This window comes from Streptomyces sp. NPDC001231 (assembly GCF_042896885.1).
Taxonomy (GTDB): Bacteria; Actinomycetota; Actinomycetes; order Streptomycetales; family Streptomycetaceae; genus Streptomyces.
The window spans coordinates 76,430-101,056 of the sequence record NZ_JBIAXS010000032.1; the positions used below are offsets into that span (position 1 = coordinate 76,430).

General features: G+C 71.9%; 25 protein-coding genes. 8 read left to right on the plus strand and 17 right to left on the minus strand.

The features are described 5' to 3' along the window. Window positions 1–56: 56 nt before the first annotated feature. Entirely contained in the window at window positions 57–1,265 is a 1,209-nt protein-coding gene (locus tag ACFY3J_RS31575) for a methyltransferase domain-containing protein (RefSeq protein ID WP_390842263.1), read from the plus strand. Window positions 1,266–1,279: 14 nt separating this feature from the next. Here ACFY3J_RS31575 and ACFY3J_RS31580 read toward each other — a convergent pair whose 3' ends face one another. Next, on the minus strand, window positions 1,280–2,365 hold the full coding sequence (locus ACFY3J_RS31580; RefSeq protein ID WP_390842264.1) for an LCP family protein: 1,086 nt from the start codon (window positions 2,363–2,365) through the stop codon (window positions 1,280–1,282). Window positions 2,366–2,459: 94 nt separating this feature from the next. Beyond that, window positions 2,460–3,488, minus strand: coding sequence for a LacI family DNA-binding transcriptional regulator (locus ACFY3J_RS31585; protein ID WP_141359310.1), 1,029 nt, complete (start codon window positions 3,486–3,488; stop codon window positions 2,460–2,462). 154 nt (window positions 3,489–3,642) lie between these two features. On the opposite strand from ACFY3J_RS31585, the gene ACFY3J_RS31590 reads away from it, so the two are divergent. From ACFY3J_RS31590 to ACFY3J_RS31605, 4 genes are all read left to right on the plus strand, one after another. Further along, window positions 3,643–4,953 (plus strand): ABC transporter substrate-binding protein, encoded by a 1,311-nt coding sequence (locus ACFY3J_RS31590; protein ID WP_384175858.1) that lies wholly within the window; start codon window positions 3,643–3,645, stop codon window positions 4,951–4,953. After that, window positions 4,950–5,846, plus strand: a complete 897-nt coding sequence (locus tag ACFY3J_RS31595; protein WP_384175861.1) for a carbohydrate ABC transporter permease — start codon at window positions 4,950–4,952, stop codon at window positions 5,844–5,846. The genes ACFY3J_RS31590 and ACFY3J_RS31595 overlap by 4 nt, the downstream gene beginning before the upstream one ends. A gap of 4 nt (window positions 5,847–5,850) precedes the next feature. Further along, on the plus strand, window positions 5,851–6,750 hold the full coding sequence (locus ACFY3J_RS31600) for a carbohydrate ABC transporter permease (protein WP_373996167.1): 900 nt from the start codon (window positions 5,851–5,853) through the stop codon (window positions 6,748–6,750). 65 nt (window positions 6,751–6,815) lie between these two features. Beyond that, entirely contained in the window at window positions 6,816–9,128 is a 2,313-nt protein-coding gene (locus ACFY3J_RS31605) for a glycoside hydrolase family 3 N-terminal domain-containing protein (RefSeq protein ID WP_390842265.1), read from the plus strand. Window positions 9,129–9,582: 454 nt separating this feature from the next. On the opposite strand, the gene ACFY3J_RS31610 is transcribed toward ACFY3J_RS31605, so the two are convergent. From ACFY3J_RS31610 to tsaB, 4 genes are read right to left on the minus strand one after another with little or no spacing between them, the layout of a single operon-like run. Next, window positions 9,583–9,849, minus strand: coding sequence for a hypothetical protein (locus ACFY3J_RS31610; RefSeq protein ID WP_390842266.1), 267 nt, complete (start codon window positions 9,847–9,849; stop codon window positions 9,583–9,585). Further along, on the minus strand, window positions 9,846–10,952 hold the full coding sequence (gene tsaD / locus ACFY3J_RS31615; RefSeq protein ID WP_384175868.1) for a tRNA (adenosine(37)-N6)-threonylcarbamoyltransferase complex transferase subunit TsaD: 1,107 nt from the start codon (window positions 10,950–10,952) through the stop codon (window positions 9,846–9,848). Before tsaD ends, ACFY3J_RS31610 begins: the two co-directional genes overlap by 4 nt. Further along, window positions 10,945–11,427: a ribosomal protein S18-alanine N-acetyltransferase gene (rimI, locus tag ACFY3J_RS31620; protein WP_384176324.1), complete on the minus strand. Its 483-nt coding sequence runs from the start codon at window positions 11,425–11,427 to the stop codon at window positions 10,945–10,947. The genes tsaD and rimI overlap by 8 nt, the downstream gene beginning before the upstream one ends. A gap of 44 nt (window positions 11,428–11,471) precedes the next feature. After that, entirely contained in the window at window positions 11,472–12,125 is a 654-nt protein-coding gene (gene tsaB, locus ACFY3J_RS31625; protein WP_384175870.1) for a tRNA (adenosine(37)-N6)-threonylcarbamoyltransferase complex dimerization subunit type 1 TsaB, read from the minus strand. A gap of 113 nt (window positions 12,126–12,238) precedes the next feature. Between tsaB and ACFY3J_RS31630 the strand changes: the two genes are divergently transcribed. Continuing rightward, the gene (locus tag ACFY3J_RS31630) at window positions 12,239–12,796 is read left to right on the plus strand and encodes a hypothetical protein (protein WP_384175872.1); all 558 of its coding nucleotides are present in this window, start codon (window positions 12,239–12,241) and stop codon (window positions 12,794–12,796) included. 275 nt (window positions 12,797–13,071) lie between these two features. On the opposite strand, the gene ACFY3J_RS31635 is transcribed toward ACFY3J_RS31630, so the two are convergent. From ACFY3J_RS31635 to ACFY3J_RS31675, 9 genes are all read right to left on the minus strand, one after another. Next, entirely contained in the window at window positions 13,072–13,269 is a 198-nt protein-coding gene (locus ACFY3J_RS31635) for a hypothetical protein (protein ID WP_390842267.1), read from the minus strand. A 130-nt stretch (window positions 13,270–13,399) separates the two neighbouring features. Further along, window positions 13,400–13,918 (minus strand): tRNA (adenosine(37)-N6)-threonylcarbamoyltransferase complex ATPase subunit type 1 TsaE, encoded by a 519-nt coding sequence (tsaE, locus tag ACFY3J_RS31640; RefSeq protein ID WP_384175876.1) that lies wholly within the window; start codon window positions 13,916–13,918, stop codon window positions 13,400–13,402. Beyond that, a complete protein-coding gene (locus tag ACFY3J_RS31645; RefSeq protein WP_384175878.1) occupies window positions 13,887–15,140 on the minus strand; it encodes an alpha/beta fold hydrolase in 1,254 nt (417 codons plus the stop codon). Before ACFY3J_RS31645 ends, tsaE begins: the two co-directional genes overlap by 32 nt. A 119-nt stretch (window positions 15,141–15,259) precedes the next feature. After that, on the minus strand, window positions 15,260–16,468 hold the full coding sequence (alr, locus tag ACFY3J_RS31650; RefSeq protein WP_384175880.1) for an alanine racemase: 1,209 nt from the start codon (window positions 16,466–16,468) through the stop codon (window positions 15,260–15,262). A gap of 126 nt (window positions 16,469–16,594) precedes the next feature. Further along, window positions 16,595–18,031: an NAD(P)H-hydrate dehydratase gene (locus tag ACFY3J_RS31655; protein WP_384175882.1), complete on the minus strand. Its 1,437-nt coding sequence runs from the start codon at window positions 18,029–18,031 to the stop codon at window positions 16,595–16,597. Window positions 18,032–18,100: 69 nt separating this feature from the next. After that, window positions 18,101–18,472 (minus strand): holo-ACP synthase, encoded by a 372-nt coding sequence (locus ACFY3J_RS31660; RefSeq protein ID WP_225077975.1) that lies wholly within the window; start codon window positions 18,470–18,472, stop codon window positions 18,101–18,103. Then, window positions 18,469–18,996: a type II toxin-antitoxin system VapC family toxin gene (locus ACFY3J_RS31665; RefSeq protein WP_384175884.1), complete on the minus strand. Its 528-nt coding sequence runs from the start codon at window positions 18,994–18,996 to the stop codon at window positions 18,469–18,471. The genes ACFY3J_RS31660 and ACFY3J_RS31665 overlap by 4 nt, the downstream gene beginning before the upstream one ends. Window positions 18,997–19,217: 221 nt before the next feature. Next, window positions 19,218–19,787: a hypothetical protein gene (locus ACFY3J_RS31670; RefSeq protein ID WP_384175886.1), complete on the minus strand. Its 570-nt coding sequence runs from the start codon at window positions 19,785–19,787 to the stop codon at window positions 19,218–19,220. Window positions 19,788–20,059: 272 nt separating this feature from the next. After that, on the minus strand, window positions 20,060–20,473 hold the full coding sequence (locus ACFY3J_RS31675) for an ATP-binding protein (protein WP_384175888.1): 414 nt from the start codon (window positions 20,471–20,473) through the stop codon (window positions 20,060–20,062). 191 nt (window positions 20,474–20,664) lie between these two features. On the opposite strand from ACFY3J_RS31675, the gene ACFY3J_RS31680 reads away from it, so the two are divergent. Both ACFY3J_RS31680 and ACFY3J_RS31685 read left to right on the plus strand, forming a co-directional pair. Then, window positions 20,665–21,468, plus strand: a complete 804-nt coding sequence (locus ACFY3J_RS31680) for a helix-turn-helix transcriptional regulator (RefSeq protein ID WP_390842268.1) — start codon at window positions 20,665–20,667, stop codon at window positions 21,466–21,468. An 8-nt stretch (window positions 21,469–21,476) separates the two neighbouring features. Further along, on the plus strand, window positions 21,477–21,692 hold the full coding sequence (locus ACFY3J_RS31685) for a DUF397 domain-containing protein (protein WP_384175890.1): 216 nt from the start codon (window positions 21,477–21,479) through the stop codon (window positions 21,690–21,692). Here the strand turns inward: ACFY3J_RS31685 and glmS are convergent. Both glmS and ACFY3J_RS31695 read right to left on the minus strand, forming a co-directional pair. After that, window positions 21,653–23,500 carry a glutamine--fructose-6-phosphate transaminase (isomerizing) gene (gene glmS, locus ACFY3J_RS31690; RefSeq protein ID WP_384175892.1) on the minus strand — a complete coding sequence of 616 codons (1,848 nt, stop codon included), beginning with the start codon at window positions 23,498–23,500 and terminating at the stop codon, window positions 21,653–21,655. The genes ACFY3J_RS31685 and glmS overlap by 40 nt on opposite strands. 100 nt (window positions 23,501–23,600) lie before the next feature. Beyond that, window positions 23,601–24,389 carry a hypothetical protein gene (locus ACFY3J_RS31695; RefSeq protein WP_384175894.1) on the minus strand — a complete coding sequence of 263 codons (789 nt, stop codon included), beginning with the start codon at window positions 24,387–24,389 and terminating at the stop codon, window positions 23,601–23,603. Window positions 24,390–24,627 lie beyond the last annotated feature (238 nt).

A 24,627-nucleotide genomic window follows, 5' to 3' on the forward strand; every position in this document is an offset into this window, starting at 1 on the left:
CGGGACGACACCGCGGCCGGAGGCACACCGTCCACCGACTGGCCCACAATGAGCCGGTGAACGACCACCTCCACGCCTTCGCCTCGCTGCTCACCCCCGAGGGCCGCGCCCTCCTCGACGAGGTGCGCGGCACCCCACCCGCCGACGAACTCGCGGTCGCCACCCGGCTGCGCCGTGAGCACCCCGCCGAACTGGTGTCGGCGGCGCTCGGCCAGGCCCGGCTGCGGCAGCGGGCGGCCGCGAAGTTCGGGGCCGAGGACGCGGGGCGGATGTTCTTCACGCCGAACGGGGTGGAGCAGTCGACGCGGGCGAGTGTGGCGGCGTACCGGGCGGGCCGGCTGCGGGAGTCGGGGGTGGCCTCGGTCGCGGACCTGTGCTGCGGGATCGGCGGCGACGCGATCGCCCTCGCCCGCGCCGGGATCCGGGTCCTGGCCGTGGACCGGGACCCGCTGACCGCCGCCGCGGCCCGCGCGAACGCCGAGGCGCTCGGGGTGGCGGACCTGATCGAGGTACGGGAGGCGGACGTCACGGAGGTCGACACGGCCTCGTACGACGCGGTGTTCGTGGATCCGGCCCGCAGAGCGGGCGGAGGGCGGGGTGGCGGCCGCGCCGCGGGCGGGCGCGTCTTCGACCCCGAGGCGTACTCGCCGCCGCTGTCCTGGGCGGTCGGCGCCGCGCTCCGGGCGCCCCGCGCGGCCCTGAAGATCGCCCCCGGCATCCCGCACGAGCTGATCCCGACGCAGGCCGAGGCCGAGTGGATCTCCGACGGCGGGGACGTGAAGGAGGCGGTGCTGTGGTTCGGCACCGAGCCGGGCCTCATCCGGGCCACCCTGCTGCCCGGCCCGCGCACCCTGCGCGGCCGCGGCCTGCCCGACCCCCCGGTCCGCACCCCGGGCCGCTACCTGTACGAGCCCGACGGCGCCGTGATCCGTGCCCACCTGGTGGCCGAGGCCGCCCGGGAACTCGACGGCGGCCTGATCGACGCGACCATCGCGTACGTGACCGCCGACGAACTCCGCCCCACCCCGTACGCCACCGCCTACGAGATCACCGACCGGCTCCCCTTCAACGTCAAGAGGCTGAAGGCCCTGCTGCGGGAGCGCGAGGTGGGCGCGCTGACCGTGAAGAAGCGGGGCTCGGCGGTCGAACCGGAGGAACTGCGCAGGAAGGTCCTGCCGAAGCCGCACGGCAGGAACGCGGCGACGGTGTTCCTCACCCGGGTCGCCGGGGCGCCCACCATGCTGCTCGGCCACCCGGCGGGCTGACGCCGCTCACCGGCTCACCGCAGCGACGTCCACAGTTCGCCCGCGTCCGGTTCCTGCGCCACCACCCGGTTGGGGTTCCACGGGGCCGTCACCACCGGCATGGTCACCGTCTTCACGTTCTGCGCCGACAGGCCCTTCAGGCTCTCGCCGAGGGTCGTCAGTTCGCCCAGCGAGTCGAGGCCGGTGTCGGTGGTCAGGCTGCCGGTCACCGCGTCGGCGACCCGGTAGAGCCCGGCGGGGTCGTCCAGCAGGCCGGAGTCGGAGATCTCCTCCAGCAGCGCCTTGACCAGCGTCTGCTGGAGGCCTATGCGGCCCAGGTCGCTGCCGTCGCCCACGCCGTACCGGGTGCGGGCCAGGGCCAGGGCCTCGGTGCCGTTCAGATGGTGGGTGCCGGCCTTCAGGTGCAGATGGCTCTTGTCGTCGTCGATGTCCAGCTCGGTGGTGACGGTGACCCCGCCCATCGCGTCCACCAGTTTCGCGAAGCCGGAGAAGTCGATCTCGATGTAGTGGTCCATGCGGATGCCGGTGAGCGTCTCGACCGTCTTGACCGCGCACACCGGTCCGCCCACCGAGTACGCGCTGTTGAACATGGTGTAGTTCGCCACCGCCGTGGAACCGCCGGACTCCAGCGGGCAGGACGGGCGGGTCACCAGCGTGTCGCGCGGGATGCTCACCACGGTGGCCGAGGTCCGGCCGGCGTCGATGTGCACGATCATCGCGGTGTCGGAGCGTGCGCCCTCGCTGTCGCCGCCGCCGAGTTCCTCGTTCTGCTCGCCACTGCGCGAGTCCGAGCCGAGGACCAGGATGTTGAGGGCCCCCCTGGGCAGGGCGGCCGTGTCGACCGACGGTCCCGTACGCGACCCGGGCGGGCGGTCGTCCCCGAGCGCGCTGTTGATGTCGACGCTCTTGATGTTCTGGTTCAGGTGCCAGTACGCGAAGCCCGCCGCCGCGACGCCCAGCACCAGGACGCCCGACAGGCCGAGGCCCACGGCCTTCAGGGCCCGTGACCGCCGGCCGGCCCCTCCGCCCGCGTCCCCGCTGTCGCTGTCGCCCTGTCCCCTGTCATGTCCCCTGTTGTGTCCCCTCACGGGGAGGAACATACGTCCGACTCATGAGGAGCCCGACGGTGGGAGGCACCCACGACCGATTTCTTCGGAAAATCTCATCTTCCCCGAAACTTTCGGGACTTGAGCTTCACTTCGCGGGCGCCGCCGTACTGCTGCGCACCACCAGGCTCGTGGCCAGCTCCACCCGGGTCGCCACCGGCGAGTCCTCCTCGCGCCCGAGGTCCAGCACCAGCTTCGCCGCCGCCTCGGCCATCTCCGTCAGCGGCTGGCGCACGGTTGTCAGCGGCGGCCCGACCCAGCGCGCCACCGGCAGGTCGTCGAAGCCGACCACGCTCAGGTCCTCCGGGACGCGCAGGCCCAGTTCGCGCGCCGCCTCGTACACGCCGAGCGCCTGGAGGTCGTTGCCCGCGAAGACGGCGGTCGGCCGGTCCTCGCGGCGCAGCAGCTTCAGGCCCAGCCGGTAGCCGGCCTCGTGGTGGAAGTCGCCGGTCACGATCAGCGACGGGTCCACCGGCAGCCCGGCCGTCTCCAGCGCGGCCCGGTAGCCGTCCACCCGGGCGCGGCTGCACATCATCCGGGACGGCCCGCTGATCGCGCCGATCCGGGTGTGCCCGAGCTCCACCAGGTGCCGGGTGGCGGCCAGCCCGCCCTGCCAGTTGGTGGCGCCGATCGAGGGCACGTCGGCGCCCGGGTCACCGGCCGGGTCCATCACCACGAACGGGATGGAACGGCTGGTCAGCAGCGCCCGCTGGGACTCGTCGAGCCCGGACAGCACCAGGACCACGCCGTGCGGCCGGCGGGCCGCGACCTGGTCGGCCCAGGTCCGCCCGGGAGTGAGCCGGCCCGCGCTCTCGGAGAGCACGACGCTCAGCCCCGCGTCCCGCGCCACGTTCTCCACGCCCCGGATGACCTCCATCGCCCAGGCGCTCTCCAGCTCGTGGAAGACCAGGTCGATCAGCGGCGAGCGGGTCGCCTCAGCCCGCCGGCGCCGGTAGCCGTGCGCCCGCAGCAGCTCCTCGACCCGGGAGCGGGTGGTCGGGGCGACGTCGGCACGACCGTTGAGAACCTTCGAAACAGTCGGAGCCGACACACCGGCCTCGCGGGCAATCTCGGCGAGCGTGGCGGTCTGCGTTCCTGCGGTCTTCGTCGGCTTCATGGCCGCGATCGTATCTCTGCGAGACCTCTTGACGAACCCCCTCGACCGCTTTAGGTTCCCGGAACATTCGAAGTGCCATACGAAACATTCGGCCATTCGAACAGTTCGGCCAGACGAACATTCGGAACACGACATTCGTGAGAGGTGCCGTCACATGGAGTCCTACAGCAGGCGCTGGTTTCTCGGCGCCGGCGCCACCACCCTCATCTCGGCCGCCGGACTTACCGCCTGCGGCTCCGGCGGCGGCTCCGGCAGCTCGGGCGGCACGATCACGGCGATGGTGTACGGCGACGACGCCGTGAAGGTGCAGACCGCGGCCGTCACCCGGTTCAACGCCTCCGCCGCGGCCAAGAAGGCGAAGGGCAGGATCAAGCTGGAGAAGGTGCCCGGCTCGGACTACCCGGCCAAGCTGCGCACCGCGATGGGCTCGCCCCACGCCCCGGACGTGTTCTTCAACTGGGGCGGCGGCTCCATCAAGGCGTACAAGGACGCGGGCCAGCTGATCGACCTCACCGACACCATCGAGTCCGACCCGGTCCTCAAGGACGGCTTCCTGCCCTCCGTGCTCGCGGCCGGCGCGCTCAGCGGACGCAACTTCGGTATCCCGATGCGCGGCATGCAGCCGGTGATGCTCTTCTACAACAAGGCCATCTTCGCCGAGCACAAGCTCCAGCCGCCCACCACCTGGGACCAGCTGCTCGACATCAACGCCAAGCTGAAGAAGGCGAAGATCACCCCGTTCGCGCTCGGCGGCGCCGACATCTGGCCGGAACTGATGTGGCTGGAGTACCTGGTCGACCGCATCGGCGGCCCCGAGGTCTTCGAGAAGATCAAGAACGGCGACTCCTCCGGCTGGGGCGACCCGGCCGTCCTCAAGGCCGCCGAGACGGTCAAGCAGCTCATCGACGACGGCGCCTTCGGCAAGGGCTTCAGCTCGGTGGCGTACACCAACAAGGGCGCGCCGGCGGTCTTCGCCAAGGGCAAGGCGGCCATGCACCTGATGGGCTCGTGGGAGTACTCCACGCAGCTCGGCGAGTTCCCGGACTTCGCCAAGAAGAGCCTGGGCTGGTGCGCGTTCCCGAAGTACGACGGCGGCGCCGGCGACATCCGCAACGTGGTCGGCAACCCGACCAACTACTGGTCGGTGAACGCCCGTACGTCCAACAAGGACGCGGCGATCGCCTTCCTGAAGGAGTGCGCCTCCGAGCAGTACGCCAAGGACCTGATCGCCAACGGCGACATCCCGACCACGTCCAACGCGGCCAACCTGCTGGACGCCTCCCCCAACCCCGAGTTCGCCAAGTTCCAGTACTCGATGGTGCAGCAGGCCCCCGCCTTCACCCTGAGCTGGGACCAGGCAGTCGACCCGAACATCTCCACGCCGATGCTCACCGAGATCAACAAGCTGTTCGTGGGCAAGTCGAGCCCGAGCCAGTTCGTCACCGCGCTCCAGGGGCTGAAGTGAGTTCGACGGTCTCCACCAGGACGAAGGGCAGGCCCGGGAAGGGCGTGCGGGCCGGTCGCCCGCACGCCGCCTGGGCCCTGCCCGGCGTTCTGTTCTTCGCCTTCTTCGCCATCGCCCCGATGGTCCTGGCCTTCTACCTGTCCTTCACCAAGTGGAACGGCCTGGGCGACCCCGAACCGGCGGGCCTGGCCAACTGGCAGAAACTGCTCCACGACCCGCGCCTGACCCAGTCCATCACGGTGACCGTGCTGCTCACCGTGGTCAGCTGGACCTTCCAGACGGTGGTCTCGCTGCTGCTGGGCGTCTGGGCGGCGGGCCGCCAGCGCAACCGGGCGGTGCTGTCCGCGATCTTCTTCACGCCGTTCCTGCTGTCCTCCACGGCGATCGCACTGCTCTTCTACTCCCTGCTCGACCCGAACTTCGGCATCATCCGCGGGGACACGTTCGGCTCGACGTCCGGCGCCTTCCTGGCGATCGTCTTCGTCGGCGGCTGGCAGTTCATCCCCTTCCACACCCTGATCTACCAGGGCGGGGCGCGGCAGATCCCCGAGGTCCTCTACCAGGCCGCGGCCATCGACGGCGCCGGCCGCTACCGCCAGTTCTTCTCGATCACCCTGCCCCAGCTGCGCAACACGGCGACCACGTCCAGCGTGCTGATGATCGTCGGCTCGCTCACGTACTTCGAGACCGTCCTGATCCTGACCCAGGGCGGCCCCGGCACGGACACCGCGATCCTGCCGTACCTGATGTACGAGGCGGGCTTCAAGAGCTACGACTTCGGCTACGCGAGCGCCATCGCGTCCTTCCTCGTCGTGGCCGCCACCGCGCTGTCGCTGCTGCTGGTCCGGCTGACCGGCTTCGGCGCCATGCGCAGCACCAGGGAAGGAATGTGACGAAGTGTCACACGATACGCTGCCGCGCCGTCCGCTGCGCACCCCCCGGACGCCGGTGACCGCGGCCCCCACGCACCGCCGCCGCCACTGGACCAGGCGCCCGAACCCGCTGGCCGGCCTCGGCTCGGTCGTCTGGCTGATCATCGTGATCATCCCGATCTACGCGATGATCTCGACCTCGCTGACCCGGCAGGACGAGGCTCTGGGCAACGCCCTCGACCCGCCCGAGCACCCGACCCTGGAGAACTACAACACCGTCCTGCACAGCGGCTTCGGCCACCTCCTCGCCAACACGGTGACCGTCGCGGCGGCGGTGGTGGCCATCGTCCTCGTACTGTGCGTCCCGCTCGCCTACGTCGCCGTCCGCACCCGCAGCTTCTGGTCGGGCGCGGCCTTCCGCATGTTCCTGCTCGGCGTCGCGATCCCGGCCCAGGCGGTCGTCGTCCCGCTCTACCTGATGATCGCCAAGCTGAACCTCTACGACAGCCTGCTCGCGGTCATCCTGCCGACGGCGGCGTTCGCGATGCCGGTCTCGACGCTCATCCTCACCGGCACCCTGCGGGACATATCCGAGGAGCTGTACGAGGCGATGGCGCTGGACGGCGCCTCCCCCACGCGGATGCTGTTCCAGCTGGTCATCCCGATGGCCAAGGGCGGCATCAGCACGGTCGTCGTCTACTCCGCCCTCCAGGCCTGGAACGGCTTCCTCTTCCCGCTGATCTTCACCCAGTCCGACGGCCCGCGCGTGCTGACCCTCGGCCTGTTCAACTACGTCAGCGAGTTCGGCGTGAACATCCCCGCACTGCTCGCCTCCGTCGTCCTCTCCGGCATCCCGATCTTCGCCGTCTACCTGGTGGCCCGGCGCGCCCTCGTGGGCGGCCTGATGGGCGTGGGCGGCAAGTGACCAAGTGACCGGGACCGACCCGCGGCAGCCGAATCCCCCTCATTGACAGACCCGACAGGAGTTTCATGACCACCGCCCCCTGGCGCGACCCCGCCCTGCCCGCCGCCGCCCGCGTCGACGACCTGCTCTCCCGGATGACCATCGAGGAGAAGGTCGCCCAGCTGTACGGCGTGTGGGTGGGCGCCGCGACGGACGGCGACGGCGTCGCTCCGCACCAGCAGCAGATGAACACGGACTACGACTGGGACGAGCTGATCACCCTCGGACTCGGCCAGCTCACCCGCTCCTTCGGCACCGCCCCCGTGGATCCCGCGCTGGGCGCGCAGGCACTGGCACGCGCCCAGCGCCGGATCGCCGAGGCCGGCCGCTTCGGCATCCCCGCGGTCGCGCACGAGGAGTGCCTGGCGGGCTTCACCGCCTGGGGCGCGACCGCCTACCCGGTCCCGCTGGCGTGGGGCGCCACGTTCGACCCGGCGCTGGTGGAGGAGATGGCCGGCCGCATCGGGCGGGACATGCGCTCGGTGGGCGTGCACCAGGGGCTCGCGCCCGTCCTGGACGTGGTCCGCGATCCCCGCTGGGGCCGGGTCGAGGAGACCGCGGGCGAGGACCCGTATCTGGTCGGCACGATCGGCAGCGCGTACGTGCGGGGCCTGGAGTCGGCGGGCATCGTGTCCACGCTGAAGCACTTCGCCGGGTACGCCTCCTCGGCGGGCGCCCGCAACCTGGCCCCGGTGCGGGCCGGCACCCGGGAGTTCGCCGACGTCACCCTCCCGCCCTTCGAGATGGCGCTGCGCGAGGGCGGCGCGCGCTCGGTGATGGCCGCGTACACGGAGACGGACGGCGTCCCGGCCTCCGCGGACCCGCGGTTGCTCACCGAACTCCTGCGCGAGCAGTGGGGTTTCACCGGAACGGTGGTCGCCGACTACTTCGCCGTCGACTTCCTGCGGACCCTGCACCGCGTCGCCGGCACCCCCGCCGAGTCGGCGCACCTGGCCCTGGCCGCCGGGATCGACGTCGAGTTGCCGACGCTGAAGTGCTACGGCAAGGAACTGGTGGCGGCGGTCCAGGACGGCACGGTTCCGGAGTCGCTGGTGGACCGCGCGGCCCACCGCGTCCTGCTCCAGAAGTGCGAACTGGGCCTGCTGGACGAGGACTGGGCCGCGGACGCCCCGGCCGAGTCCGTCGACCTGGACTCGGCGGAGAACCGGGCCGTGGCCCGCCGGGTGGCCGAGGAGTCGGTGGTGCTGCTGGCCAACCCGGACGGGGTACTGCCCCTCTCCCCCGACACCCGGATCGCGGTCGTCGGCCCCCGGGCGGCGGACGCCCTCGCGATGCTGGGCTGCTACTCCTTCCCGTCCCACGTGGGCACGCAGCACCCCGAAGTGCCCATGGGCATCGAGATCCCCACCCTGCTGGACGCCCTGCGCGGCGAACTGCCCGACGCGAAGGTGACGTTCACGGAGGGCTGCGGCGTCTCCGAGCCCGACACCTCGGGCTTCGAGGAGGCGGTCGCCCGGGCGCGGGAGGCGGACGTGTGCGTGGCCGTCCTCGGCGACCGCTCGGGCCTGTTCGGCCGGGGCACGTCGGGCGAGGGCTGCGACGTGGCGGACCTCGCGCTGCCCGGTGTGCAGGGCGCGCTGCTGGACGCGCTGGTGGAGACGGGCGTCCCCGTCGTCCTCGTCCTGCTCACCGGCCGCCCCTACGCGCTCGGCCGCTGGGACGGGCGGCTGGGCGCGGCCGTCCAGGCGTTCTTCCCGGGCGAGGAGGGCGGACCGGCGGTCGCGGGCGTCCTGTCCGGCCGCGTGAACCCCTCGGGCCGGCTGCCGGTGAGCGTGCCGCGCGGGCCCGGCGGCCAGCCGTGGACGTACCTCCAGCCGCCGCTGGGCCTGGCGGGCGAGGTGAGCAGCCTGGACCCGACGCCGCTGTACCCGTTCGGGCACGGGGTGTCCTACACGACGTTCGAATGGTCGGACTTCCAGGGCAACGATGTCACCGAGATCGACACGGACGGCTCGCACGACGTCTCGCTGACCGTGCGCAACACCGGTGACCGGGCCGGCGCGGAGGTCGTGCAGCTGTACCTGCACGACCCGGTGGCGTCGGTGACCCGTCCGGACGTCCGCCTGATCGGCTACCGGCGGCTGGAGCTGGACCCCGGCGAGTCCCGCCGGGTGACCTTCCGCTTCCACGCGGACCTGTCGGCGTTCACCGACCGCACGGGCCGGCGGGTGGTGGAGCCGGGCGCCCTGGAACTGCGGCTGGCCACGTCGGCGTCGGACGTCCGCCACACGGCGCACCTGACCCTGACGGGGCCGGTGCGCGAGGTGGGCGTGGAGCGCCGCCTGCACTGCGGGACGGAAACCTCACCGACGGCTTGACCCGCCCCCTGGGGGCTGCCGCCCCCCAGACCCCCGCTTCGGCCTGAACGGCGTCGTCCTCAATCGCCGGACGGGCTGAAAGAACCAGCCCACCCGACGATTGGGACGGCACCGGGGTCCGGGGCGCGGCCCTCTCCCTCCCACCGAGACGAGTGGGAGGGTGGGAAAACGGGGGTGCAGGGGCAGAGCCCCCGCCGGGATCTGGGGCTGAACCCCAGGGACGGGACCTCTCAACTCACCGAGACGGGCGGGCAGGTGGGCGAAGCCGAAAAAAGAACCCCGCCCTCCGGATGAACCGGGGGCGGGGTTCCGTGGAGCGCCGGGCAGGCCTTGCACCTGCATCTCCCCGCAGGAAGCGGGACGTCTTTCCTTGGACCACCAACGCACTGCTCGCGGGCCTCAGTTGGCCGCTTGCGTGTGATGATCATAGCCCATCGGGAGGGCCGCGGGCCAATCAGCCGTCCTGGCCCCCGCCGACCGACTCGAATCGCCACCGATGCACGGCCCGCGTGACCAACTCACCTTCCGGCTCGGGAAGTTCCGGCAGATCGGCGGTGAACTCCGCGTCCCACCAGGTGATGACCAGCACCCGGTCCTGCGGGGCGCGGAAGGTCTCCCGGCGCAGGGGCCGCCCGGTGAGCTCCTGCCGCCGCGCCCAGGCGATCAGTTCCTCCCCCCGGCCCGGAACCGCACGGGCCTCCCACATCAACGCCACCGTCACGAGTAGAGGTTCTCCTTGCCGACCTCGTGCACATGGTCATGGGTGTGCCCGGTGCCCGGCACATGCGGATCCGTCACCGGCAGGGAGGAGTCCGCCGACAGGTCCCAGTCGGAGGCCGCCCGGCCCCGGCTGACCATCTCCGCGCCCAGCGCCGCCACCATCGCGCCGTTGTCCGTGCACAGCTTGGGCCGGGGCACGCGCAGCCGGATCCCGGCCGCCTCGCACCGCTCCTGTGCCAGGGCCCGCAGCCGCGAGTTCGCGGCCACGCCGCCGCCGATCATCAGATGGTCGACGCCCGCGTCCTTGCAGGCCCGTACGGCCTTGCGGGTCAGCACGTCCACCACCGCCTCCTGGAAGGACGCGGCCACGTCACGCACCGGAACCTCCTCCCCGGCCGCCCGCTTGGCCTCGATCCAGCGGGCCACGGCCGTCTTGAGGCCGGAGAAGGAGAAGTCGTAGGCGGGGTCGCGCGGACCCGTCAGCCCGCGCGGGAAGGCGATCGCCGCCGGGTCGCCCTCCGTCGCGTACCGGTCGATGACCGGCCCGCCCGGGAAGCCCAGGTCCAGCACGCGCGCGATCTTGTCGAAGGCCTCGCCCGCCGCGTCGTCGATCGTCGCGCCCATGGGCCGTACGTCCGCGGTGATGTCCGTGGACAGCAGGAGCGAGGAGTGTCCGCCGGACACCAGCAGCGCCATCGTCGGCTCCGGCAGCGGGCCGTGCTCCAGCTGGTCCACGCAGATGTGCGAGGCGAGGTGGTTGACGCCGTACAGCGGCTTGCCCAGGGCGTAGGCGTACGCCTTGGCCGCCGAGACGCCGACGAGCAGGGCGCCGGCCAGGCCGGGTCCCGCGGTGACCGCGATGCCGTCCAGGTCCCTGGCGCTGACCCCCGCCTCCTTGAGCGCGCGCTCGATGGTCGGCACCATCGCCTCCAGGTGGGCCCGGGAGGCCACCTCCGGGACGACCCCGCCGAACCGCGCGTGCTCGTCGACGCTGGAGGCGACCGCGTCGGCCAGCAGGGTGGTGCCGCGGACGATGCCGACGCCGGTCTCGTCGCAGGAGGTCTCGATGCCGAGGACGAGCGGCTCGTCCCTCAAGTCAGTCATGGATCTCGGTTCCTTGTACACCGTTGACGGAGGTTGCCGGGTCGGACAGGCGCATCACCACGGCGTCCACGTTCCCCGGCTGGTAGTAGCCGCGCCGGAAGCCGATGGGCTCGAAGCCGAAGCGCTCGTAGAGCTTCTGCGCGCGGACGTTGTCCACGCGGCACTCGAGCATCACCTCGGCGCACTCGAAGGCGGTCGCGGCCCGCAGCAGCTCGGTCAGCAGCCGGGCGCCGAGCCCGGTGCTCCAGTGGTCGCGGGCGACGGCGATGGTCTGCACGTCGCCCTGGCCGCCGGAAGCGACCAGTCCGGCGTACCCGACGATCCGGCCGCCGTCCTCGGCCACCACGTAGCGCCGGGTCGCCTCCGGGCCCCTGGAGTGCGCCAGCTCCGACCAGAACATGCCCCGGGACCAGGCGTCCTCCGGGAACAGGTCCTTCTCCAGTTCCAGCACCGGGTCGATGTCCCACCAGCGCATCTCGCGCAGTGCGCACCGGGCGGACCCGGTCGTCGTCTGTCCCGTCACTTCGGGGTGACCACCTTGTAGTTCTTGGGCACCTGGGCGTCCGGCCGGCGCAGGTACAGCGGCCGGGGCGCGGGCAGCTCCTCACCGGCGGCCAGCCTCTCGGCGGCCAGCGAGGCGAGGGCGGCGGCCGACACGTGCTCGGGCTCGTGCGCCTGCGGGAAGGTCTCGGGGTACAGCAGCGCGCCCGCGCCGACCGCGGGCAGACCCCTGACGCGGTCGGCGATGTCGGCCGGCCGGTCCACGGCCGGGTCGGTGACCCGGGTGCGCGAGTCGGCGTACCGGGCCCAGTAGACCTCCTTGCGGCGGGCGTCGGTCGCCACGACGAAGGGGCCGGGGAGGTCGGCCGCGTAGGCGAGGCCGTCGAGAGTGCACACGCCGTACACGGGCACGCCGAGGGCGAGCCCGAGGGTGTCGGCGGTCATCAGGCCGACGCGCAGGCCGGTGTACGGGCCGGGCCCGACGCCGGCGACGACGGCCGTGACGGCGTCCAGCTTGAGCCCGGCCTCGGTGAGCACCCGGTCGACGGCCGGCAGCAGGAGCTCTCCGTGCCGGCGCGCGTCCACCTGGCTGGAGGAGGCGATGACGGCCGTTCCGTCGTGCAGGGCGACGGTGACGGCGGGGGTGGCGGTATCCAGAGCGAGCAAGAGCACGCAAACAGCCTACGGCTCCCGCGCCTCCGGCACGGCCGCCCCGGTCGGGCGGATTCCGGCTGCTACGGTCGCCGCGAGGCAGCTCGTGACGACCGAGGCGGGGGTGGACGACCGTGGCACGGAGCAGTTCGGGGTTCGTGGCCGGGCTCACCGCCGCGGCCGTCCTCACGGTCGGTTTCCTCGCCTATCAGGCGCACGCGACCGTGCCGCGGAGCCTGAGCGGCCGGCCCGGCCCGACGGCGACGCCCGCGGCGAGCGTCTCCAAGGCGCCCCGGGACAAACGGCGCCCGACCGCCCTGCCCGGCGGCTCCGGGACCGGCGAGCGGGTCGTGTACTCGCTGGACGACGACCGGGTGTGGCTGGTCGGCCCGGACGGGTCGGTCCAGAACACCTTCCGGGTCGGCCCCGGCAACGTCGACCCGGCGCCGGGGACCTACGCCGTGGTGTCGCGTTCGAAGGCGATCACCGGGACCGACGGTGTCCCCGTCGAGCACGTCGTGCGTTTCACCAGCACGGACGAGGTGGTCATCGGTTTCAGCGCGGCGTTGGACGGCTCCTGGCCGACGTCCGACCCGGCGATCAGGACCGGCGGCATCCGTGAGTCCCGGGCGGACGGCGAGGCGATGTGGATGTTCGCGACGATCGGCCAGAAGGTCGTCGTCATCCGCTAGTGCCCCGACAGGCAACGTTTGCCCCGTCACGACGCCCGGCACACCCTCTCACCGCACCGGCCGAAAGCCCAAGTACGGTCCAGTACGAGGACTTCCGGCTGGCACTCCCCCAAGCTCTTCGAGCAGGGGGGACCCCCAGAGCACGCACCGGACGCCGCTCCATTACGGGCAAACGTAGCCTGCCGCGGCACCAGGTCCTGTCGTCGCCCACCGGAACGCACCCTCGCGGGGTCATGTCCTTCACCGGGCGCGTCCGCCGAAGTCATCCGATGGGGCTACGCCGCTTCACGGCCTTCCTCCACCGCGCGGGGGTCCGCCGGCTCCGGGGCGCGCGGCGGCCGGGAGACCGCGTCGGCGGCGGCGCAGGAGGCCAGCAGATCGCGCATGGACACACCGCCCACCGCGTACGGCCGCGGCTTCGGTTTCGTCTGGTGCCGCCGCTGCTGCTGCTCGTTGCTCTCCATGGCCGACATGGACGCCTCCTGAGGGCCGGGGGCGGACGTGGTTAGGCACGCCTAACCACGGGCTGACCACCATGTGACCATGCCCGGAGCACCCGGCGCAAGGACTTGCCGACGTCCTGTCGGAAAGTCCGGGCGGCCCTCAGGCGGTCAGAACGCCCAGGTCGACGGTGGTCCAGCGGTCCCCGATCCCGGTCACCGTCACGTGCCGCACCTCGTCCGTGGTGTCTCCGACGGCCCGGTGGATCACGACCTGGAGCCGCTCGTCGGTCAGCTCCTCGACCTTGCCCTCGCCCCACTCCACGACGACCACCGAGTCCGGCAGCGACACGTCCAGGTCGAGGTCCTCCATCTCGTCGAGCCCGCCGGACAGGCGGTAGGCGTCGACGTGGACGAGCGGCGGGCCGTCGCCCAGGGCCGGGTGCACACGGGCGATCACGAAGGTCGGGGAGGTGACGGCGCCACGCACGTCGAGCCCCTCACCGAGTCCGCGGGTCAGCGTGGTCTTGCCCGCGCCGAGCTCCCCGCTGAGCATCACGAGGTCGCCCGCGCGCAGCAGCTTGGCCAGCCGGCGGCCCAGCTCGCGCATCTGCTCGGGGGCGTTGACGGTGATCTCGACGGACCCGGGGTCAGGGGTGTGCCGTGCTGCTGGTGCTTCCATAGCCATCAACGGTAGTGCCTGCCGGGACCGCGCCCGCGCGGGCGAGCAGGTCGGCGAGGCGGTCCGTGACGACCTCCGGATGCTCCAGGATCACCAGGTGCCCGGCGTCCGGGACCAGCACCAGCTCCGCGTCGGGGAGCAGGTCGGCGATGGCCTCGCTGTGCTCGCTGGGCGTGACGAGGTCCTGCACTCCGGCGAGGACCAGCACCGGCATGTCCGCGAAGAGGGCGAGCGCCTCGGTCTTGTCGTGGTCGGTGAAGGCCGGGTAGAACTCGGCGACCACGTCGATCGGCGTGCTCTCGATCATGCGCTCGGCGAACCGGGCGACCGCCGGGTCGATGTCCCGGCCGGCGAACGAGTAACGCTTGATGATGCCGGCGAACAGGTCCGTGGTGGCCCGCCGCCCCTTCTCCACCAGCTCGGCGCGCTGCCCGAGCGCCTTGAGCACGCCGGGGAGCACCCGGCGCACCGCGTTGACGCCGGCCACCGGCAGTCCGAAGTTGACCTCGCCGAGCCGCCCGGAGGAGGTGCCGACGAAGGCGGTGGCGACGACCCGCTCGCGGATCAGCTCGGGGTACTGGTCGGCCAGCGCCATCATCGTCATGCCGCCCATGGAGTGCCCGACCAGCACGAGCGGCCCCTCGGGCGCGGCGGCGTCGATGACGGCCTTCAGATCGCGGCCGAGCTGGTCGATGGTCAGTTCCACGCCGTCGCGGGTCTGGGTCAGGCCCCGCCCGGACCGGCCGTGGCTGCGCTGGTCCCAGTGCACGGTGCGTACGACACCGCGCAGGGCGGCGCGCTGGAAGTGCCAGGAGTCCTGGCTGAGGCAGTAGCCGTGGCTGAAGACGACGGTGACGGGGGCGGGGGCCTTGCGGCCGAAGAGCCGCCGGCGACGCGGGCCGAGGTTCGCGGTGGAGTCGGGGTCGATGTCGTCGACCTCGTAGTAGAGCTCGGTGCCGTCGTCGGCCAGGGCCTTGCCCGGGGTGCCGCGCAGGGCTCCGTAGGGGCCCGCCGAGTCCAGGGCGAGCCGGGCCTTGCGGCGTATGCCGCGGCCGACGGTCATCCGCTCGATGGCGACCCCGGCGGCGGCGCCCGCCGCCACCACGCCTATCGCGGCGCCGGCGATACCGGTCGCCCGCCGCCAGCCGCCGACCGCCTCCGCGGCAGAGGCGACGGCCGCCGTGGCGGCCTTCGCGACGGCCCCCGCACTGCTCTCGCTCACGTACCGCTCCTCTTGTTGCCGTACTGCTGTTCGCTCGCCGGCCGGCACCGGTCCCGGTGGGCGCGAAGGGTGCCGCCGTCCCGCGCGGGGGGCGTGCCCCGGCCGGGTGTCCGCACGGGTCACCCGTCCTGTGCTGCCCGCTCCCCGTCCCCTGCCCGGTCCGGCGCCTCGTTCACATAGACGCGGGGAACGCGTGTTCCGATGCGCGTGATGATCTCGTACGCGATGGTGCCGGCGGCCTGCGCCCAGTCCTCGGCGGTGGGCTCGCCGCGGTCTCCGGGGCCGAAGAGCACGACCTCGGAGCCGATCTCGGGCTCGTCCCCGCCCAGGTCGACCACGAACTGGTCCATGGCGACCCGTCCCGCGACCGTACGCCACTTACCGCCGACCAGGACCGGCCCGGTGCCGGACGCGTGGCGCGGGATGCCGTCCGCGTAGCCGACGGGCACCAGGCCGAGGGTGGTCTCGCCGGGGGTGACGTAGTGGTGCCCGTAGCTGATGCCGTGGCCGCCCGGCACGTGCTTCACCAGGGCCAGCGAGGCAAACAGGGTCATGGCGGGGCGCAGCCCGAAGTCGGCCGGGGTGCCGAGCTCGGCGCTGGGCGAGACGCCGTAGACGGCGATCCCGGCGCGGACGAGGTCGAAGTGGGTCTCGGGGAGGGTCAGCGCGGCGGGCGAGTTGGCGATGTGCCGCACCTCCGGGCGCAGACCGCGCTGTTCGGCGTGGGCGGTCATCTCGCGGAAGAGGCCGAGCTGCGCGGCGATGGAGGGGTGACCCGGCTCGTCGGCGCAGGCGAAGTGGGACCACAGTCCGGTGACGCGGACCAGCCCCTCGGCCTCGGCGCGCAGGGCCTCGGCGACGAGTTCGGGCCAGTCGGCGGGCTGGCAGCCGTTGCGGCCGAGTCCGGTGTCGGCCTTCAGCTGCACGCGCGCGGGACGGCCGGCCTGCCGGGCGGCCTCCCGGACCTCCGCCAGGGCCCACATGTCACTCACGGACATGTCGAGGTCGGCCTCGATCGCCTCCCGCCAGGGCCCGCCCGGCGTCCACAGCCAGCACATGATCCGCGCCTGCGCGGGCGACAGCCCGGCCGCGCGCAGGGCGAAAGCCTCCTCCGGCGTGGCGGTGCCCAGCCAGGTCGCCCCGGCTTCGACGGCCGCGCGGGCGCACGGGACCGCGCCGTGGCCGTAGGCGTCGGACTTGACCACGGCCATGACGGCGGCGCCGGACACGCGCCCGCGCAGGGCCCGCACGTTGGCCCGTACGGCGGCCAGATCGATCTCGGCACGGGCACGCAGCGGCGCCGTTTGTGGGTGTGCTGTGTCGTTCATCGCGCCCCCAGTGTCTCAGAGGCACCGGACGGCCATTCGAGAAGCGGGTCGGTGACGGACGCGACATGTGCCGTCGGTCGGTGCTCCGGTCCGCAGCCGTGCCCCGTCCGCCGCGCTGCTCGCCGCTCAGTCCCGCACGTCCCGCCAGGCCCGCGGGATGGTCTCCGCGATGTCGTGGGCGCCGATCGGCGCGCCGTGCGCGGCGAGCCGGCCGGCCAGTCCGTGCAGATAGGCCGCCGCGCTGCCCGCGTCGCGGGCGGAGAGACCGGCGGCCAACAGGGAACCGGCGAGGCCTGACAGGACGTCACCGCTGCCGGCGGTGGCGAGCCAGGACGTGCCGGTCGGGTTGACCCGTACGGGGCTCCCGTCCGGGTCGGCGACGAGTGTGGTGGAGCCCTTGAGGAGGACCGTCGCCCGGTAGCGGGCGGCGAGTTCGCGTACGGAGGCCAGCCGCGCGCCCTCGACCTGCTCGCGGGCCACGCCGAGCAGGGCGGCGGCCTCTCCGGCGTGCGGGGTCATCAGGGTCGGGGCGGTACGGGCGCGTACGGCGTCGCGGTCGGCGAGGCGCAGCCCGTCCGCGTCGATCAGTACGGGCACGTCGGTCTCCAGCACCTCGGCGACGGTGGCCGTGTCGTCCCCGGCGCCCGGTCCCGTCACCCACGCCTGCACGCGGCCCGCCTTGTGCGGCCCCTGGTCGGACACGAGCGTCTCCGGGAAGCGGGCGATGACGGCGCGCCCGGCCGGACCGACGTACCGCACCGCGCCCGCCCCGCCGCGCAGCGCGCCGGACACGGCGAGCACGGCCGCGCCCGGGTAGCGGGCCGAGCCCGCGGCGATGCCGACGACACCCCGCCGGTACTTGTCGCTCTCGGCGGCGGGCCGCGGCAGCAGCGCGGCCAGGTCGGCGTGCTGAAGCGCCTCCAGTTCGGGTTCGGCGGGCAGCTCGGGGCCCAGGCCGATGTCGACGAGGCGGACCGTGCCGGCGTACTCGCGGGCCGGGTCGACGAGCAGCCCCGGCTTGTGCGTGCCGAAGGTGACGGTCAGGTCGGCGCGCACGGCGGCGCCCAGCACCTGGCCGGAGTCCGCCTCCACTCCGCTCGGCAGGTCCACGGCGACGACGGCCGCCCCGGAGCGTGCCGCGCGCTCGGCCAGCGGCGCGGCGTCGGCGCGCAGGCCGCCCTTGCCGCCGATGCCGACGATGCCGTCGACGACTAGGTCGGCCCGGTCGACCGCCTCCTCGGCGCCGTCGGCCCGGGCCACGCTCCCGCCCGCCCGGCGCAGCGCGGCGAGACCGCCGGGGTGGGTGCGGTCGGGCGCGAGCAGCACGGCGGTCACCCCGGCGCCGCGCCGGGCCAGCCGGGCCCCGGCGTACAGCGCGTCGCCCCCGTTGTCGCCGCTGCCGACCAGCAGCACCACCCGGCGTCCGTACACCCGCCCGAGCAAGTCCGCGCTCGCGGCGGCGAGTCCGGCGGCGGCCCGCTGCATGAGGGCGCCGTCGGGGAGCCTCGCCATGAGCGCGCGCTCGGCTGTCCTGACCGTCTCAACGCTGTACGCGGTACGCATGCGGTCGAGTCTGCCCCGGATGCGTCCGGTCCCGCACGCGGACCGGTGACGGGGCGGTGACGGGAGGCGTCAGCCCTCCGCGATCACCACCGCCGAGGCCACTCCCGCGTCGTGGCTCAGGGACACGTGCCAGGAGCAGACGCCCAGTTCCGCGGCCTTGGCGGCGACCGTGCCGGTCACCCGCAGCCGCGGCCGGCCGGAGTCCTCGACGTACACCTCCGCGTCGGTCCACAGCAGTCCGGCGGGCGCGCCGAGCGCCTTGGCGAGCGCTTCCTTGGCGGCGAAGCGGGCGGCCAGCGAGGCCATGCCCCGGCGTGCCCCGCCGGGCAGCAGCAACTCGCTCTCCACGAACAGCCGCGTCGCCAGTCCGGGCGTCCGCTCCAGCGACGCCGCGAACCGGTCGATCTCGGCCACGTCGATACCGACCCCGATGATGCTCATGCGGAGCACCCTACGGGCCGCACCTCACCTGCCACGGTCCCACTGTCAGTCGACCTCGGAGGCCGGGAACAGTCCTGCGCCGCCGAACTCGAAAGGCGTCCGCAGCAAGACGCCGTTGCACACGTCTCCGGGCGCGAAGTCGCGGAAGTTGCGCGACACGTAAACCTCGCCCGGGCGAAGGTCGCGCACCCCAGGTGGATGGCGTCGAGCCCCTTGATCTTCGGCTTCTCGGCCGTGATGTCGTTGGCGATGAGGCCGACTCGGCGGGTCACTTCCACCAGCGTGATGTAGGGCTCCTGGAGCAAGGTCCGGATATGGAGCCGATGGACACTCGCGGTGGTGCCTCGCGCCTCGGCAAGGGTGACGGTGGACGTGTAGAGCCGTACATACCCGGCTTTGGCGGCCCGCAGCATGCTTTCCGCCTCGCGTGCGCTGCCTGTGCCCTGCGCCCAGTCGACGAAGCAGTTGCTGTCCAAGTAGACCGACTCGGGGCGGTCAGTTTCCCCCACGCAGAGCCTCCACATAATCCACCGCGTCCTGGCCGCCGGTCATGTCCGGCCAGAACCCCGCCCGCAGCTCGTCGTCCGAGAGCTGCGGCTCTGTCGGAAGGAGCTCGATCTCCGTCGCGCGTACCTGGACCACTGGCCCTGTGCGTTCTCGGTGATCTCGCCGGTGACCTCCACCCGGTCACGTCGCCAGGCCCGCCGCAGCTCGGTGTCCAGATCATCACCGAAATAGACAGGAATTACTTCCCCGCCGACCTCGGTGCGCAGCACCGCCCGGGGACGGCGATGCTTTCCCTCCACCAGGCCGCTGAGACGTCCCCGCCGCGAGCCGACGTGCGCAGGCGCGCACGCGTGGCGGCTTGCAGATTGAACGCGGTCCTCTGTGTGACCTCGGCCGTTCGGACTTCGACGCCGTCCGCACGTACCGCGACGAACATGCCGACATCGGGCGATGCTCCGAGGGAACGGGCGACCTGCTGCCCCAGCGATGCCGCGCGGGCGGTCCAACCGGTCGGGATGCGTTCCGCGGTCTCGGCTTCGCCCAGCCCGGTCACGGCGGTCCGCAGCACCCGTTCCACGACCTGGTAGTCGGAGTGTTCGGCGATGCGCAGCGGCTCAAGGACACAGGTCACGCTGCCCAGCCTGAGCTCATTGAAGGACCAGCGGGTGCCATGGCGGCTCGACCGCGCGGTCTCGCTGTTCTCCAGCTCGCGCAGCAGCGACAGCACACTCTGCACGGTGCGCAGCGACTCCTGGGCGTCCATGCCGGCGTGCGGGCCCCGTAGCCTCAGTTCGAGCTCAACGCTCATGCCGCACCTCCTCCCCCCTCATGGGCTAGCGACGTCACGGTACTCAGAGCCCGACTCCATGGTGCCGCTCACCCCCGACGTTTTGACCCGGAAGAGACGCACATGATCACCCGCGCATTCCCACAGAGTGGCGAGCCGTGCAGACAGTGCGCTCAGCGACCTCAGCGGGCGGCATCCCGATCGAGGCCAGGTCCGAGTACCTGCCGAAGCACCTCTCATGGCGCTCCCGGGTGAGCGCGTACGACACCTGAGCGCACGCTGCTGAGCCTTCACTACGCGGCGGCCAGTTCACACCAGACGATCTTGCCGCGGTTGCCCTCCCTGGCCAGGGGCTGCCAGCCCCACAGGTCGGAACAGGCCCGCACGAGCGCCAGCCCGCGTCCCTCCTCTCCCTCGCCCACCCGTTCCAGTGGCACGGGCGGCTCGGGGGGCGCGGGGTCGGCATCCCACGCCCCGATCCGCAACACCCCCGCGGCCCACCGCAGTCGGAGCGCGGCGGGCCCCTTGGTGTGCCGTACGGCGTTGGACACCAACTCGGTCGCGAGCAACTCGGCCACGTCGACCAGCCGGATCAGCCCATGCATGGTGAGAATCAGCCGGAGCGTACGCCGACTGACGGTGACGGCGCGGAGGTCGTTGGGGATGTAGAGGCAGTATTCCCAGGGTTCGGCAGCAGTTTCGGGCATGCCTGAACTCCGATCTGTCGGCGGCCGGTTGCGGCGCAATTCCGCAGCGTGAACGGTGCGTCACCGACGGTAGATCTAAATCTAGAGATGTCGCAAGTCGATCCCGTAACCTGACCCCGAACGAGTCGTCCCTGTGGGCCCCTTGAACCGAGGAGCGGTCGACCTTGAGGCGCGAAGCAACGGCACGCCAGATGCGTTTGGCAACTGAACTGCGCAGACTCCGCGAGGCAGCAGGCCTCAATGCCCGCCAGGCAGCGGCGCTGCTCGGAGTGAACCCCGCCCAGATCACCCACATCGAGTCCGGACTCGCAGGCGTGAGTGAGCAGCGGCTTCGCCGCCTCGCGTCCCACTACGCATGTACGGACGAGGAGTTCGTCAACGCCTTGGTGGGGATGGCCACCGACCGGACGCGCGGTTGGTGGGAGGAGTACCGGGGACTGCTGCCCACGTCGTTCCTGGACCTGTCCGAGCTGGATCACCACAGCTCGTTCCTGCGCGAAGTGGCCATCCTGTTCGTACCGGGCCTTCTGCAGACGGAGAACTACGCTCGCGCGGTCTTCTCGTCCAGAGTTCCCGAACTCACCTCCGACGAGATTGAGTTGCGCGTCCGTCACCGAATGGCACGCCAGGAGGCCACCGTTCCCTACGAGGCGGTGATCCACGAGGCGGCGCTGCGCATCAGGGTCAGCGACCGTGCGGTCTCACGGGCTCAACTTGCCCGTCTGGCAGAGCTTTCCGAAGCGGACCACATCACTCTGCGGGTCATCCCCCTGGACCTGGACGGCTTCTCCCGGGCTTCAAGCACCATGACTTATGTGGGTGGTCCACTGCGCAAGCTGGACACGGTGGTACGTGACGCGCCTCATGGCTCGGTCTTCATCGATTCCGAAGCTCAGCTCAACGCATATCGAGCACGTTTCCGTAAAGTGGAGGCCGTGGCACTTGAGCCCGAGCGGTCGCGTGACTTCATCCACGAGCTGGCAGGAGAGCTGTGAGGCACCCCATGTCCACCCCCGACTGGCGGAAGTCGTCCTACTCCGGCGAGGGCGATGGCAACAACTGCGTCGAGATCGCCAACTCCCCCACCCACATAGCCATCCGAGACTCCAAGGCCCCGGCCGGAGCCATCGTCACACTTCCGGCCGAGGCCTTCACCAGCTTCCTTGAAGCCCTGAAGGGTCACTCCACCGTGACGGACTTCGCCAGGTTCCGCGGCTGATCCACCTCGTTGCCCCGCGCGGTGGCGAGTTCGCAGGCGAAGACCTGCAACGGCACCGTGGCGACCAGCGGCTGGAGCAGCGTCGGGGTGGCCGGGATGCGGATCAGGTGGTCGGCGTACGGGGCGACCGCCTCGTCGCCCTCCTCCGCGATCACGATCGTGCGGGCGCCCCTCGCGCGGATCTCCTGGATGTTGGAGACGATCTTGTCGTGGAGGAGTGACCGGCCCTGCGGGGACGGCACCACCACGACCACCGGCAGGTCCTCGTCGATCAGCGCGATCGGCCCGTGCTTCAGCTCGCCCGCCGCGAAGCCCTCGGCGTGCATGTACGCCAACTCCTTGAGTTTCAGGGCACCTTCGAGGGCGACCGGATAGCCCACGTGCCGCCCGAGGAACAGCACCGTGTTCTTGTCCGCGAGCGAGCGCGCCAGCGCCCGTACCGGCTCCATCGTCTCCAGGACCCGCTCCACCGCGCCGCCGATCTGCGACAGGTCGCGGATCACCACCTGGATCTCGTCGCCCCACTTGGTGCCGCGGACCTGACCCAGGTACAGCGCCACCAGATAGCAGGCCACCAGCTGGGTCAGGAAGGCCTTCGTCGAGGCGACCGCGACCTCCGGACCCGCGTGGGTGTAGAGGACCGCGTCCGACTCGCGCGGGATGGTGGAGCCGTTGGTGTTGCAGATGGCCAGCACCTTGGAGCCCTGCTCGCGGGCGTGCCGGAGCGCCATGAGCGTGTCCATGGTCTCGCCGGACTGGGAGATGGCGATGACGAGGGTCTGGGCGTCCAGGATCGGGTCCCGGTAGCGGAACTCGCTGGCGAGTTCCACCTCGCAGGGGATCCGGGTCCAGTGCTCGATGGCGTACTTGGCGATCAGGCCCGCGTGGAAGGCCGTACCGCAGGCGACGATGACGACCTTGTCCATCTCACGCAGCTCGGAGGCGGAGATGCGGACCTCGTCCAGCGTCAGGGAGCCGCCCGCGTCGATACGGCCCAGCAGCGTGTCGGCGACCGCCTTGGGCTGCTCGGCGATCTCCTTGAGCATGAAGTAGTCGTAGCCGCCCTTCTCCGCGGCCGCCGCGTCCCAGTCGACGTCGTAGGAGCGGACGTCGGCGGGCCGACCGTCGAACCCGGTGACCGTCACCCCGTCCCGGCGCAGCTCCACGACCTGGTCCTGGCCCAGCTCGATCGCGGAGCGGGTGTGGGCGATGAACGCGGCGACGTCGGAGGCGAGGAAGGCCTCGCCCTCACCGACGCCCACGACCAGCGGGGAGTTGCGACGGGCGCCCACGACCACGTCCGGCTCGTCGGCGTGCACGGCGACCAGCGTGAACGCGCCCTCCAGGCGCCGGCACACCAGCCGCATGGCCTCCGCGAGATCGGCGCTCACCGAGAATTCCTCGGCGAGCAGGTGCGCCACGACCTCGGTGTCGGTCTCGGAGTACAGTTCGTGCCCGCGCTCGGCCAACTCGGCCCGCAGCGCCGCGAAGTTCTCGATGATGCCGTTGTGGACGACGGCGACCCGCCCCGAGTTGTCGAGGTGCGGGTGGGCGTTGCCGTCGGTGGGCCCGCCGTGGGTGGCCCACCGGGTGTGCCCGATACCCGTGGAACCGGTCGGCAGCGGCCGGTCCGCGAGTTCCTTCTCCAGGTTGACCAGCTTCCCGGCCCGCTTCGCCGCCGCCAGCCCGCCGTCCGCGAGCACGGCGACACCGGCCGAGTCGTAACCCCGGTACTCCAGCCGCTTCAGACCGGCCATCACGACTTCGAGTGCCGACTGCGACCCCACGTATCCCACGATTCCGCACATGGGCGGCAGCCTACGGGCCCACACCCGACGAAAGTCGCTACTTCGTGCCCGAAATCGGAAATTCCCACCGGGGCAGGAAGGGCCCCGGTGGGCCTCCGGATCACTTCAGCTTGGCGAGCTGCGCGTCGACGAGCTCCGCGGGGAAGTCGAAGTCCTTGCCCGAGGCGGCCGACGCGAGGTTGACGGCGGGGAAGTAGGCCAGGGTGGCGTCCTTGCGGACGACGACGGCCTTCACCGGTGCCTTGACGCCCTCGGCGTTCACGGTCTGGGTCACGGCGAACGCCTCGTCGGCGCCCGCGGGCGCCTGGGTCACGGCCACCTTGTCGATCCCCGTCTTGGTGCCGGCCGCGGTGTAGGAGTACCCGCCGGCGCACTTCTCGGCGGCCGTCCGAAGGTCCTTCATCGCCTGCTCGGCGCCGCCGTCGTCGTAGGAGGCGAGGGTCACGACGACCTTCGACCGGTCGAGTCCCGCCAGCAGGACGACCTGGGGGTCGGTGCCCGCCGGGGGCTTCTTCGCGTCGCCCAGCCACGACCGCTTCACGGTGGCCGCGGGCGTGCCCACGTAGCTGCCGGCCTGGAGGAGGGCGAGCGGCGTGCAGGCGGTGTCGCCGGTCTTCACCTTGTCCTGCGCGACGTCGTCCGTCGCCGGCAACTTGGTGGTGACCTTGCCGCTCTTGACGTCCGCCTGGGTGAGCGCGGCCTTCTCCAGCTCGGCGGCGCCCAGCGCCTTGGCCGGGGCGGCGGAGGCGGTCTTGTCGGCCTGCGCGGTCCTGCCGTCCCCGGCCTTCTCGTCTCCGCTGCCGGAGGAACCGCCGCAGGCGGTGGCGAGCAGGACCAGAGCGGCGGTGGACGCGGCGAGCGCGGTACGGCGGACCACGGGGGAACTCACGGAAGGGCACTCTTTCTCTTCACGACCGGCGGACGGTCTCCGGGGCGGGTTACCGCGCACCCTACGTGCCGCGGACCCAGAGATGATCATGAATCGGCCGCCCGGTATCCGACCGTGACGCCGACGTGACCTCCGCTCCCCGCCTAAGAGGTCATCTCATTTGGCTCGCTAGGCTGTTGGCTGTGACAGTGATCGTTGAGCGGCTGGTGCCGGACGAGTTGTGGGAGCTGTTCCAGCG

Excerpts from the sequence above, each read along its gene's own strand:
- ACFY3J_RS31580 (WP_390842264.1), bottom strand. The coding sequence starts at position 2,365 with ATGTTCCTCCCCGTGAGGGGACACAACAGGGGACATGACAGGGGACAG.
- ACFY3J_RS31585 (WP_141359310.1), bottom strand. The coding sequence starts at position 3,488 with ATGAAGCCGACGAAGACCGCAGGAACGCAGACCGCCACGCTCGCCGAG.
- ACFY3J_RS31590 (WP_384175858.1), top strand. The coding sequence starts at position 3,643 with ATGGAGTCCTACAGCAGGCGCTGGTTTCTCGGCGCCGGCGCCACCACC.
- ACFY3J_RS31605 (WP_390842265.1), top strand. The coding sequence starts at position 6,816 with ATGACCACCGCCCCCTGGCGCGACCCCGCCCTGCCCGCCGCCGCCCGC.
- tsaD (WP_384175868.1), bottom strand. The coding sequence starts at position 10,952 with ATGACTGACTTGAGGGACGAGCCGCTCGTCCTCGGCATCGAGACCTCC.
- rimI (WP_384176324.1), bottom strand. The coding sequence starts at position 11,427 with ATGCGCTGGTGGGACATCGACCCGGTGCTGGAACTGGAGAAGGACCTG.
- ACFY3J_RS31635 (WP_390842267.1), bottom strand. The coding sequence starts at position 13,269 with ATGTCGGCCATGGAGAGCAACGAGCAGCAGCAGCGGCGGCACCAGACG.
- tsaE (WP_384175876.1), bottom strand. The coding sequence starts at position 13,918 with ATGGAAGCACCAGCAGCACGGCACACCCCTGACCCCGGGTCCGTCGAG.
- alr (WP_384175880.1), bottom strand. The coding sequence starts at position 16,468 with ATGAACGACACAGCACACCCACAAACGGCGCCGCTGCGTGCCCGTGCC.
- ACFY3J_RS31655 (WP_384175882.1), bottom strand. The coding sequence starts at position 18,031 with ATGCGTACCGCGTACAGCGTTGAGACGGTCAGGACAGCCGAGCGCGCG.
- ACFY3J_RS31660 (WP_225077975.1), bottom strand. The coding sequence starts at position 18,472 with ATGAGCATCATCGGGGTCGGTATCGACGTGGCCGAGATCGACCGGTTC.
- ACFY3J_RS31665 (WP_384175884.1), bottom strand. The coding sequence starts at position 18,996 with ATGTGGAGGCTCTGCGTGGGGGAAACTGACCGCCCCGAGTCGGTCTAC.
- ACFY3J_RS31670 (WP_384175886.1), bottom strand. The coding sequence starts at position 19,787 with ATGAGCGTTGAGCTCGAACTGAGGCTACGGGGCCCGCACGCCGGCATG.
- ACFY3J_RS31675 (WP_384175888.1), bottom strand. The coding sequence starts at position 20,473 with ATGCCCGAAACTGCTGCCGAACCCTGGGAATACTGCCTCTACATCCCC.
- ACFY3J_RS31680 (WP_390842268.1), top strand. The coding sequence starts at position 20,665 with ATGCGTTTGGCAACTGAACTGCGCAGACTCCGCGAGGCAGCAGGCCTC.
- ACFY3J_RS31685 (WP_384175890.1), top strand. The coding sequence starts at position 21,477 with ATGTCCACCCCCGACTGGCGGAAGTCGTCCTACTCCGGCGAGGGCGAT.
- glmS (WP_384175892.1), bottom strand. The coding sequence starts at position 23,500 with ATGTGCGGAATCGTGGGATACGTGGGGTCGCAGTCGGCACTCGAAGTC.